This window comes from Pseudomonas sp. CLCA07 (assembly GCF_053615335.1).
Window position 1 is genome coordinate 2,554,986 of the sequence record NZ_CM132131.1, and the last position, 11,418, is coordinate 2,566,403.

Here is an 11,418-nt window from a genome sequence, read left to right on the forward strand (position 1 = left end):
GAGATCCCCTGTAGGAGTGAGCCTGCTCGCGATGGCACCACACCGAATCCGACGGAAACAACGCGAATATCAGCGTCGCCAAAACCTCCCCTTCCCGCTGATCCTCCCGCAACCCCAGCGACCGGCTCATTCCACCGCCCCCAGATCAAACTCCATCGGCTTGGCGCTCTTCTGCCCGATTCCGTACCAGTCCAGCTTACGGGTCAGCACCATAAACACCCCGAGCAAGCCGAACAGCAACAACGAGCCCATCAGCAGCGCGTAATCCTCGGCACTCAACAAGCCGTAGAGCAAGCCGTACAAGGCCGCCAACCCCGCCGAAAAACTCAGGCCATGCCGCACGCTGTGCAGCACGTGGCAGACATAGAACCCGATCAACAACACGCAGCCAGCGGACGACAACAAATACGCCAGGGCAAAACCGAAGTGTTCGGACAGCGACAGCAGCAATAGATAGAAAAACGCCAAGGCCACGCCGACCAACGCGTACTGCACCGGGTGCACCGCCAGGCTTTTCAGCACTTCGAACAGGAAGAAGCCTGCGAACGTCAGGACGATGAACAGCAAGGCATATTTGATCGCACGATCACTCTTCAGATACTGGTCAACCGGGTCGATGAAGCTCACGCCGAAGCTGCGCCCGTTGTACGCCTCGCAACCATCGCCCGACACGCAACTGCTCAGCGCTTCTTGAAGGTTGGTGGAGAAGAACGAGGTCTGCCAATTGGCGGTGAAACCTTGATCGTTCACTTCACGCTGGGCCGGCAGGTAATTGCCGATGAAGCTTGGATGAGGCCAGTTGGCGATCAACGACACCTTGCTGGTTTTGCCCACCGGCAGAATCTGCAACTGACCGGTGCCCTGCAAACGCAGGTCAAAACCGAAGGCCAGTTCCGTGGTTTTTTTTGCGTCCAGCGCTGGCAGCGTCACGTGTACACCTTCACCCAGCCAGCCCACCTGACTGCCCGGAACGAAGTCCAGAATCTGGCCGTTCAGGTCCAGCTTTAATGCGTTTTCAATGCCGCGAATGTCGCTGATGCCAACTGCCAAAAACGGCTGGTCAAACTGGTAATCAGCGAAGTCTTCCTTGATGCCCAGTTGCGCCGGCACCGAGAAATGCCCGCTGATGTGGTTTTGCGCGTGGAACAGGCGTGCCTCGTAAATGCCACGTGAGCGCAGTTCTGTCTGGATCTGGCCATCGAGTTCGAAGCGCTCTGGCAGGAAGTACAAGCGACCACGTTCTTCACCGATGTCCTGGTAGCGCTCGTTGGTTTTCTGGTTGAGCTTCCAGGTGCGCACCACTTTGCGATATGGCACCACCATCAGTGGCCCGCTCAGTTGCTGGCTGAAGCTGGAACTACGGGCGATGTCTTCGAGCACACCGTCGCGCAGTTGCTGGCGGTCCTGGATGATGCCGTTGATCATCAACAGCGGGATCAGTAACAACAGAATCAGAAGGGCAATGGCCCCGAGTTTTATGGTCAGGCTACGGTTCATGGGACTCTCCCTGTTTGGATAGAGAGAGTCTGGAATGGCTGTGTGGGGAATTTATGGGGGGAATATGGAGATTATGTGGAGACTGGGCAGCCCTCTGTGGGAGCGACGGTGCGACGATTCGACCTGCTCGCGAATGCCGCGACGCGGTCCTAAGCCAGGCACAACCTCACTTCAACACCGCCCTCGACATTGCCAATGCTCAACGAACCGCCATGCAGCTTGACCACTTCTTCCACAAAGTTAAGCCCCAACCCGGTGCTTTTTCGGGCACTGTCGGGGCGCGGCAGCGAGTAAAAACGCTCGCTCAAGCGCGGCAGTGCGTAGTCGGGAATCGCCTCGGCCTGGTTGAACAGTTTGAACTCAACCTGCTCCCCAAGTCGCTCGGCGCTAAAACGCAGCACACCCTGAACCGGCGTGAAATCCAGCGCATTCTCCAACAAATTCCCCAGCGCCTGACGCAACAGAAACGGCTCACCGGTTATCGCCAGATCTGCTGGAATCCGTTTTTCCACGCGCAACTGCTTACCCTCGATCCGCGCCGCCTGAGCCTTCAACAATTCATCCACCAACCCGGCCAACGGCACCGCCACCCGCTCTTCCAGACCTTGGCGTTGCTCAACCTGAGCCAGGTTCAACAACCGCTCAATCAACTGCTGCATCCGCACACTTTCGCTTTCGATATTGCTGACAAACCGCTGCTGCTGCGCCAACGGCATCTCGCCTTGCAGCAATTCCGCCGCCCCGCGAATCGCCGCCAACGGGCTCTTCAACTCATGGGTCAGCGTATGCACATAACGCTCGACGTAGGCTTTGCCTTCGAGCTGCGTGCGCATCTGCTCGACCGCTGTCGCCAGTTGCTCCAGTTCACCGCCGCGATAGTGCGGAACTTCAACCCGTTGGCCTGCACTCACCGCTTGTGCATAAGCAGTCAACCGTCGTAGCGCCGCACTCAGCCACCACGACAACAACGCGCCGAACAACAGACCGAGGCCAATCAGCCCGGCGCCATAGGCCAGCAATCGGCGCTCGGTGCGATCGACGTAAGGCTGCAACGAGCTGTTGGGCTTGGCCACGGTCACCACGCCGATGATCTGGCCGTTGTCGCGAATCGGTGCGCCAACGTGCATCACCGAGGAGTTCGTATCGTTCGGATCGGCGCGCGTGGAGCGTGCGCCGTATTCGCCACGCAGGGTCAGGTAGACATCGTTCCAGCGCGAGTAATCCTGCCCCACCGCCACGCCGCTGGAGTCCAGCACCACAATGCCTTTGGCGTCGGTGACGTAGATGCGGTGATTGACCTGATTCTTCGGCAAGCCCCAGATGCTTGCCTTCGGTTGCCGCTCGCCGTAGGCCTTGAGCAACTCGGGCCAGCGATTCTGATTGAGGGTGCCGGCCTTGAAGTCGTCGCGCAGGACCTCGGCCATCAGGTTGGCCGTGTCGACCAGGGTTTCTTCGGTGGACTGACGCACACCGGGGCGGATTTCCTCCATCACGGTGTTGAGCACGAAGTAACCGGTCAGGCCGATGAACAGCACGTAGACCAGGAAAATCCGGATCCCCAGCGGCATCAGCTGTGCCCCGGGCTGTAGCTATAACCGAGGCCGCGATGGGTCTGGATCGGCTCGGCGTCCGCCCGCACCAGACGCAATTTGGCGCGCACGCTCTTGATGTGGCTGTCGATGCTGCGCTCGTAACCGGCATCGGCGGCGATGCCCAGCGCATCCAACAATTGCTCGCGGCTGAACACCCGCTCGGGTTGTTCCAACAGGCATTGCAACAGGCGGAACTCGTGACGGGTCAGGGTCAGCGCTTGACCGCGATAGTTGATTTGCACCCGTTCGATGTCGATACGAAACAGTGCCGATGAGACCTCGGCCACCGCTCTTGGCGCCATGCGTTTGAGAATGGCCCGGACCCGCGCGGCCACTTCCCGTGGACTGAACGGCTTGACCACGTAATCGTCAGCGCCGATTTCCAAACCCACCACACGATCGATTTCAGCATCGCGGGCACTGAGGAAAATCACCGGCACTTCGCTGAAACGGCGCAATTGTTTGCAGGTTTCAAAACCGCTGATATCCGGTAGACCAATGTCGAGAATGATCAAATCGGCCGGCGTGGCGCGCTGATGGTCCAGCGCTGCCGCGCCAAGGCTCAGCCAGGTCGTGGTGAAGCCTTCACCCTGCAACGCGAAAATCAGAGTGTCGGCAATCGCCGCTTCGTCTTCGACAATCAAGATATGAGGCATGGCGTCCTGGCCCGGCAGTTAAGTGGGCGAACGGTGCCCCAAGGCTGATTCGCCGTCAATCAGCAGTCGGGTTTGTCTGCCGTGAAACGTCGCGCCGGGTTCACCGCCGCGCCGAATTCACGCAAGGCTTTGGCGCCGATCAACAAAGGGTAGTTGAAGCTGCTGCGGTCGGTCAGGTTGACCTCGACGGTGCGCTTGACGTTGCCCAGGCACAGCTCCAGGTCAACCACGGGGCGCTTGGTGGGTGCGACCACGTCCGCATCATCCTCGTCTTCTTCGGAGCGGGTCTTGATCTTGCTGATCCGCGCGACTTTGTGTTCGTAGACCTTGTTGCTGGCGCCCTTGGTGGCAAGGCGGAAACGCACCCATTCTTCGCCGTTGCGGGTGAAGGTTTCGATGTCTCGGGCAGACAGCGACGCGGTCAGGGCACCGGTGTCCATCTTGGCCTTGAGGACTTCGCCACCGATTTCCGGCAGCGCGATGTATTCGTAACGCCCATACAGGGTCGGCTCGGCGGCCAGGACCGGCAGGGCCACCAGGGAAAGCAGTGCGAGGATCGATTTCACGTAATGGGCATCCATAAGGAGTGGGCAGCGGGATTTTAGACCGCCAGCTGGGAATTCGTTCGTTCTTAAGATCCTTTCGCGAGCAGGCTCGCTCCCACGGTGGATTGGGGGTACACAAGGTTTGTGAACGACACGAACCCTGTGGGAGCGGGCTTGCCCGCGAAGAGGCCAGATCAATCACCACAACAGCTTGACCAGTCCAATTTCACTCAAGCATATCGGTCCAAAGGTGAAACATTCGTCACCCCCGATTTGGCCTCCCGCCCCAAGCTGCTTATCATGGCGCGCCCAAATGATCCCAAGAGCTACTTATGCGCCGCCTGCTCACCGGCTGTTTCGTTACCCTGCTGCTGTTGCTCAACACCCTGATCCTGATCGGGCCGCTGATGGTGTTTGCCCTGCTCAAACTGGTCCTGCCCGGTCGCTTTCGCGATGACGCCTCATCGGCGGTGATGTGGGTCGCCGAGACCTGGGCCGAGATTGACAAGCTGATCTTCCGGTTGTGCATTCCGACCCGGTGGGACATCCGTGGCGGCGATGGCCTGCGCGTCGATACGTCGTATCTGGTGATCAGCAATCATCAGTCCTGGGTTGATATCCCGGCGTTGATCCAGGCCTTGAATCGGCGGACGCCGTTTTTCAAGTTCTTCCTCAAGAAAGAGCTGATCTGGGTGCCGTTCCTGGGGCTGGCGTGGTGGGCGCTGGATTACCCGTTCATGAAGCGCTACACCAAGGCATTCCTGGCCAAGCATCCAGAGTTGGCCGGCAAGGATCTGGAGATTACTAAAGCAGCGTGCGAGTTGTACAAGCGTCAGCCAGTGACGGTGGTCAATTACCTGGAAGGCACACGCTACACCGCCGCGAAAAGCGCCCAACAGCAATCACCCTTCACTCACCTGCTTCGGCCCAAGGCCGGCGGTGTGGCGTTCGTGCTGGCGGCGATGGGCGAACAGCTGGACGCCGTGCTCGATGTGACGGTGGTGTATCCGCAGCAGACGATTCCGGGGTTCTGGGATTTGATCAGCGGCAACGTGCCGAAGGTCATCATCGACATCAAGACCCGCGAACTCGACCCCGCGCTGTGGCAGGGCGATTATGAAAACGATCCGCTGTTTCGCGAAAAAATCCAGAACTGGGTCAACCAGCTCTGGATCGAAAAGGATCGACAGATCGACGCATTACGCGCCGAGCGCCGCTGAATCAAATGCTGGCGCCGGCGCCCCAGATTCCGCCCAGGTTTTCCAGCAACGAACCACCCACGCCTTGCTGACCGAGGAATTGCAGAAGCACCGGGGTAAACAGGCCGATCATTCCGCTGTCCATCCCCAATGCGCTGAAAGCGTTGCTCAGGTCGTTGGTGTTCTTCACGTTGCCCAGAGCGTCGTCCAGACCGGCGGCCTTGCCGGACGAACCGAGCAAACCCGCGAGGGCACCCAGCTCACCACCGCCCGACAAAATGTCGATTCCCGGTACGCTTTTGGCCAACTCCGAGTAATCGGTCGAACTCAATTGATTTTTGGCCAACCCGAGCATCGCCCCGGCGCCGCCGACGGCTTGTTGTGGCGTCACGTTCAATTGGGTCAGCGCACTCAGCAGATCAGCCGTCTGCGGGGTCGGCGCGTCCGCGGTGGCTGCGTCATCGCCCTGCATGCCGGAGATGGCATTGGCCGCATCGAACAGGCTGAACTGAGCAAAGACCGGACTGGCCGCCAGACACATCAGCGAAGCCAGTGCAAAACCGCGTGAAATCTTCATCCAGACATCCTCATGTGCCATGAAAACCGCCCGGCAATGGGCGGCGAAAAACTATGTGTTGGACTGGCATCCCAGGGGATTGTTCCAAGCCTTGGTGAGCCCCTGACGAACAGTCGAAAAAGAATGTACCGGCGCTGCATCCAGTCTGGCCCCGCCCGCGTATATCAAGCACGGACAGACAATCCTGGCCGATTCCCTTCACGAGGATCATCACCATGAAACGCACATCGATCAAAACGCCGTTGATTGCCAGCCTGCTGACCCTGGCCCTTGGTGGCGGACTCGTCCTGAACACCGTGCAAGCGGCAGACACGAGCCACGCTGTCATCGTCGGCGGCCGAAGCATGATGCCGAGCAAGGACATCATCGATAACGCGGTAAACTCCGCCGACCACACCACCCTGGTCGCCGCCGTGAAAGCCGCAGGCTTAGTGGACACCCTCAAGGGCAAAGGCCCGTTTACCGTGTTCGCCCCAGTCAACTCGGCCTTCACGGCCCTGCCCGCCGGGACGGTCGATACGTTGCTCAAACCTGAAAACAAAGCAGCATTGAGCAAACTCCTGACCTACCACGTGGTCGCCGGCAAGCTCGACATGATGACCCTGGCCGAGAAGATCAAGGCCGGTGGCGGCAAGACCGAACTCACCACCGTTGCCGGCGGCAAGCTCTGGGCGACGATGAACGGCCCGCACAACATCACCATCAAGGATGAAAAAGGTGACGTCGCCGACATCACCACCTATGACGTATACCAGTCCAACGGGGTGATTCAGGTCATCGACAAAGTGCTGATGCCGAAAAGCTGAGCCATACCGCCGGCCCCGTCCTGCGGGGTCGGCGGGTTTTTTCGAGGTGTCCGGCCGTGAATGGAACAACCGCGCGCAGTGAACTAACCTCTGCCTGCAACCGGCCCATCACGCAGCCCGCCGCCGGTCCCTCGATTGTCTGGAGAAGCGCTATTTCCACCGCCGACATCGATCAACTCAGGCAGCTGTTGGCCCAGTGTTCACTGGGTGACCGCCGCGCTTTCGAGACGCTTTACCGCAGCGTCGGCCCACGCTTGCACGGTGTGGCCCTGCGCTTCATGGGGCGTCCGGATCTGGCTGAAGAAGTACTGCAGGAAAGCTTTGTGCGCATCTGGAACAACGCCTCGCGCTATGACGCGCACCTGTCGGCACCGCTGACGTGGATGATCAACATCACGCGACACCAGGCCATCGACCAGTTACGCAAGCACCGCGATCGGCCGCTGACTGACCTGCAAGAGCAGGCGCTGGTGGATGAAAGCCCCTCGGTCCACGAACAATTGACCAGCGCCCGCGAAGCCAACGCCTTGAACCGTTGCCTGGAAACGCTCGAAGGCATGCAACGCCAGTCGATCACCGTGGCTTACTTTCAAGGTTTGTCCTGCTCGGAACTGGCCGAGCATCTGGCGGCGCCGCTGGGCTCGGTCAAATCGTGGATCCGCCGTGGCATGGAACGCCTGCGCAGGTGCCTTGAATCATGAACTATCAAACCCCGTCCCTGCGCCGTGCGCTTGCTGCCGATTACGCCATAGGCCTGATGTCTTCTGCCGCGCGTCGGCGTTTTGAGCAGTTATTGCTGGAAGACGCGGCGTTGCGTGCAGAACTGGCGCAGTGGCAGGAAAGTCTGGCCAGCCTGACGGAAGCCCTGCCGGAGCAACCGGTGCCGGAGCGGGTGTGGCACGGGATTACCGCGCGGATCGAACCGCAAGTGCTGCATGTTCCGGAAAAACGTCCGTTCTGGAATTGGTTGCGTATCACGGCAGCGGTGTGTTCGCTGGTGATCGCCGTGACCCTGGGCATGATCTACAACCGTGACAATGCGCGTTACAGCGCCACATTGATGAGCGCCAACGCGCAGCCAGCGCTGAAGGTCGAAGCGCACGAGGATTACCTGAACGTCGAACCGTTGACCCTTGCGGCGATTGATCCTGGGCAAAGCCTGGAGTTGTGGGCCATTGCGGCAGATGGCAAACCGATATCTCTTGGCCTGATCCCGGCGGGCGGCAAAGGCAAGGTTGAGTTGAACGACGCGCAGAAAGCGTTGATTGGCAAACCGATAGCGCTGGCGGTCAGTCTTGAACCGAAGGGCGGCTCGCCGACCGGGCAACCGACCGGGCCAGTTCTGTACCAAGGTGCGTTGGCAGCGCTGTGATTCGCTTTTGTGTGATTCCCAAAAAAAACGGCGACCCGAAGGTCGCCGTTATGCGTTGCTTGAAGCCTTACGCAGCGCTGAACAGTTTGTGCGGATCAATCACAAACTTCTTCGGCACGCCCGCATCGAACTCGCCATACCCACGTGGCGCGTCATCCAGGCTGATGACTTCCACGCCGACGATGTCGGCAATGTGGATGCGGTCCCACATGATCGCCTGCATCAGCTGGCGGTTGTACTTCATCACAGGTGTCTGGCCGGTGTGGAAGCTGTGGGATTTGGCCCAGCCCAGACCGAAGCGAATGCTCAGGCTGCCCATTTTCGCGGCGGCATCCACCGCACCCGGGTCTTCCGTCACGTACAGGCCAGGGATACCGATTTTGCCGGCCACACGAACCACGCCCATCAACGAGTTGAGCACGGTGGCCGGAGCCTCGTGTTTCACGCCGTCATGGCCGTGGCCGCGTGCTTCGAAGCCTACGGCGTCGACGGCGCAATCCACTTCCGGTTCGCCCAGCAGCGCAGCGATTTGTTCGTGCAGCGGAGTGTCCAGGGACAGGTCGGCGATTTCGAAACCTTGAGCCTTGGCGTGCGCCAGGCGGACGGTATTGACGTCACCGATGATCACCACTGCCGCGCCCAACAAGCGAGCGGAAGCAGCTGCGGCCAGGCCAACCGGGCCAGCGCCGGCGATGTACACGGTGCTGCCTGGGCCGACGCCGGCAGTCACTGCGCCGTGGTAACCGGTTGGCAGGATGTCGGAGAGGCAGGTCAGGTCGCGGATTTTCTCCATCGCGCGATCGCGGTCCGGCAGTTTCAGCAGGTTGAAGTCGGCGTACGGCACCATCGCGTATTCGGCCTGGCCGCCGGTCCAGTCGCCCATGTCGACATAACCGTAGGCACCGCCCGGACGTGCCGGGTTAACGCTCAGGCAAACGCCAGTGTGCATTTCCTTGCAGGAACGGCAGCGCCCGCAAGCCACGTTGAACGGTACGGACACCAGATCGCCGATTTGCAGGTTTTCGACGTCGCTGCCCTTCTCGATGACTTCGCCAGTGATTTCGTGTCCCAGCACCAGACCGGTCTGAGCGGTGGTACGGCCGCGCACCATGTGCTGGTCGGAACCACAGATGTTGGTGGAAACCACACGCAGGATGACAGCGTGGTTAATCTTCCTGCCGCGCGGGTCCTGCATTTTTGGATAGTCGATTTTCTGTATTTCGACTTTGCCATTGCCGAGATACACCACACCACGATTGCCAGACATGCTTTCACCTCGCTGTTGTTTTTATGTAGCGGTCGCGTCGCCATGGATCGGCGGCGCGTTGATTGCTCGGGTTATTGCCTGTGTCTTTTTGCGTTGTTTGTGAGGGCCTCTTCGCTGGCAAGCCAGCTCCTACAGGGGAAACGCGATCAACTGTAGGAGCTGGCTTGCCAGCGAAAGCGATCTAAAGAACAACGGTTCTGTTCGCGTTCAAAAACACTCGCCGCTCAATGTGATAACCAACCGCCCGCGCCAACGTCAGCCCTTCGATATCCCGCCCCTTGGCGATTAGATCTTCCGGGTAATGACTGTGGTCCACCGCCTCAACGCCTTGGGCAATGATCGGCCCTTCGTCCAGGTCGTTGTTGATGTAATGCGCCGTGGCGCCGACCAGTTTCACGCCCTTGTTGTAGGCCTGGTGATACGGCTTGGCGCCCTTGAAACCGGGCAGCAGGGAGTGATGGATATTGATCGCCTTGCCGTCGAGTTTGCGGCACAGCTCGGGCGACAGCACTTGCATATATCGCGCAAGGATCACCAGCTCGGCGCCGGAGTCTTCGATCACCTGCCACACCTGACGCTCCTGCGACGGCTTGTCGTTCGGGTCCAGTGGGAAGTGGTAATACGGAATCTGGTGCCAGTCGGCCAGCGGCTTGAGGTCCGGGTGATTGGAAACCACGGCGGCCACGTCCATCGACAATTGGCCGATGCGCTGGCGGTAGAGCAAGTCATTGAGGCAGTGATCGGCCTTGGAGACCATGATCACCACTTTTGGCCGGTAGTTCGGCGCGGTCAGTTCGAAGATCATGCCGAAGTTGGCACCTCGCTCTTCGAGACCGGCGCGGAAGGCTTGCTCGTCGAAACCGTCGGGTTGACGGAATTCCACGCGAATGAAGAAGCGGCCCGAGAGCCGGTCATCGAAGGAATGGTGCTCGGTGACGTAGCAGCCCTGCTCGAACAGAAAGCGGGTCACCGCGTCCACGGTGCCGAGGACGCTGGGGCAGTCGGCGGTCAGAATCCATGTGTCTGGGGCGCGGCTCATAGTGCGGTGACTCCTGTTCGTTATAGGCAACCGCTGCGCGGTTGATCGCTGGCAAGCCAGCTCCTACAGTCGTTCGCATTGTCACCCTCGAACCTGTAGGAGCTGGCTTGCCAGCGAAGGCAATTTCAAGCCTGAACGCTAAGCCCGTATTCGGCAGACGCATCCTGCAACCACAACCACCAGTAATCCGAGAAGCTGCGACGGATCAGCAGTTCCCAGGTGTCTTCAGCGGTATGGCGGATCACCAGTTGCGACTTGGCGAACACCGTGCCCACCGCCTTGCCCACCGGGAAGCTGTTGGGGTGCACGTCGTAGCTGGTGGACTTCATCAGCACCTGGCGCACCTTCGGACCGCTCAGTTCGAGGATCTGCTGGCCGCCGCTGACGTTGGTGATTGCAATGTGCAAGTCGCCCAGCGCTTTGCGCAGTTTTTGCTCGGCGGCAAATTCTTCACCGGTCGGCACGATCAGCAGCCATTCATCCGGCCCCATCCATTGCAGGCTGGTTTCGCCTTTGATGACGACGGTCAGCGCACCCGGCAATTCGATGCCGAGGGCTTTGTGTACGCCTGCGGCAAATGCAGCATCGTGGCCATCGCCACGAATGGTCAGGTGGCCGAGGAGTTTTTTCTCACGCACGGTCACGCCGGCATTTTTGCGGCCCTTGCCCGCCAGGCTGGCGAGGTCGGCGTGATGCAGCGACGACTCGGCCTTGGCCCCGGTGGTTGGGCGTTGTTGGTAAACATTGGCTGCGGTCATAAAGCACCTTTCCTGAATTCTTGCATCTCACCTGTGGGAGCGAGGCTTGCCCGCGATGGGAGCAACACGGTCTGAGGCTCCGCGTTATCGTTCATCGCGGGCAAGCCCGC

General features: G+C 59.9%; 12 protein-coding genes. 4 read left to right on the forward strand and 8 right to left on the reverse strand.

All coding sequences use genetic code 11. From position 1 onward, the window contains the following. Positions 1-126: 126 nt before the first annotated feature. From creD to rloA2, 4 genes are all read right to left on the reverse strand, one after another. Entirely contained in the window at positions 127-1,497 is a 1,371-nt protein-coding gene (creD, locus tag ACWGZX_RS11825; RefSeq protein WP_452628416.1) for a cell envelope integrity protein CreD, read from the reverse strand. Positions 1,498-1,646: 149 nt separating this feature from the next. Beyond that, complete coding sequence (gene creC, locus ACWGZX_RS11830; RefSeq protein ID WP_452628417.1) at positions 1,647-3,065, reverse strand: two-component system sensor histidine kinase CreC; 1,419 nt, start codon at positions 3,063-3,065, stop codon at positions 1,647-1,649. Then, positions 3,065-3,745 carry a two-component system response regulator CreB gene (gene creB, locus ACWGZX_RS11835; protein ID WP_452628418.1) on the reverse strand — a complete coding sequence of 227 codons (681 nt, stop codon included), beginning with the start codon at positions 3,743-3,745 and terminating at the stop codon, positions 3,065-3,067. The genes creC and creB overlap by 1 nt, the downstream gene beginning before the upstream one ends. Positions 3,746-3,804: 59 nt before the next feature. Beyond that, on the reverse strand, positions 3,805-4,311 hold the full coding sequence (gene rloA2 / locus ACWGZX_RS11840) for a retropepsin-like aspartic peptidase RloA2 (protein WP_452628419.1): 507 nt from the start codon (positions 4,309-4,311) through the stop codon (positions 3,805-3,807). Positions 4,312-4,622: 311 nt separating this feature from the next. Here rloA2 and ACWGZX_RS11845 point away from each other — a divergent pair, with 311 nt between their 5' ends. Then, positions 4,623-5,510 (forward strand): acyltransferase, encoded by an 888-nt coding sequence (locus tag ACWGZX_RS11845; RefSeq protein ID WP_452628420.1) that lies wholly within the window; start codon positions 4,623-4,625, stop codon positions 5,508-5,510. A 1-nt stretch (position 5,511) separates the two neighbouring features. Here ACWGZX_RS11845 and ACWGZX_RS11850 read toward each other — a convergent pair whose 3' ends face one another. Then, positions 5,512-6,066, reverse strand: coding sequence for a DUF2780 domain-containing protein (locus tag ACWGZX_RS11850; RefSeq protein WP_452628421.1), 555 nt, complete (start codon positions 6,064-6,066; stop codon positions 5,512-5,514). A gap of 215 nt (positions 6,067-6,281) precedes the next feature. Between ACWGZX_RS11850 and ACWGZX_RS11855 the strand changes: the two genes are divergently transcribed. Genes ACWGZX_RS11855 through ACWGZX_RS11865 form a run of 3 tightly spaced genes read left to right on the forward strand, consistent with a single transcriptional unit; the run spans position 6,282 to position 8,244 of the window. Next, entirely contained in the window at positions 6,282-6,872 is a 591-nt protein-coding gene (locus ACWGZX_RS11855; protein ID WP_452628422.1) for a fasciclin domain-containing protein, read from the forward strand. Positions 6,873-6,928: 56 nt separating this feature from the next. Next, entirely contained in the window at positions 6,929-7,573 is a 645-nt protein-coding gene (locus tag ACWGZX_RS11860; protein ID WP_452628423.1) for an RNA polymerase sigma factor, read from the forward strand. Then, positions 7,570-8,244: an anti-sigma factor gene (locus ACWGZX_RS11865; protein WP_452628424.1), complete on the forward strand. Its 675-nt coding sequence runs from the start codon at positions 7,570-7,572 to the stop codon at positions 8,242-8,244. Before ACWGZX_RS11860 ends, ACWGZX_RS11865 begins: the two co-directional genes overlap by 4 nt. 67 nt (positions 8,245-8,311) lie before the next feature. On the opposite strand, the gene fdhA is transcribed toward ACWGZX_RS11865, so the two are convergent. The 3 genes from fdhA to ACWGZX_RS11880 all read right to left on the reverse strand — a co-directional run bounded on the left by fdhA (position 8,312) and on the right by ACWGZX_RS11880 (position 11,308). Continuing rightward, the gene (gene fdhA / locus ACWGZX_RS11870) at positions 8,312-9,511 is read right to left on the reverse strand and encodes a formaldehyde dehydrogenase, glutathione-independent (protein ID WP_007947729.1); all 1,200 of its coding nucleotides are present in this window, start codon (positions 9,509-9,511) and stop codon (positions 8,312-8,314) included. A gap of 181 nt (positions 9,512-9,692) precedes the next feature. Continuing rightward, complete coding sequence (purU, locus tag ACWGZX_RS11875) at positions 9,693-10,550, reverse strand: formyltetrahydrofolate deformylase (RefSeq protein WP_452628425.1); 858 nt, start codon at positions 10,548-10,550, stop codon at positions 9,693-9,695. A 125-nt stretch (positions 10,551-10,675) separates the two neighbouring features. Further along, a complete protein-coding gene (locus ACWGZX_RS11880) occupies positions 10,676-11,308 on the reverse strand; it encodes a sarcosine oxidase subunit gamma (protein WP_223515774.1) in 633 nt (210 codons plus the stop codon). Positions 11,309-11,418: the final 110 nt, after the last annotated feature.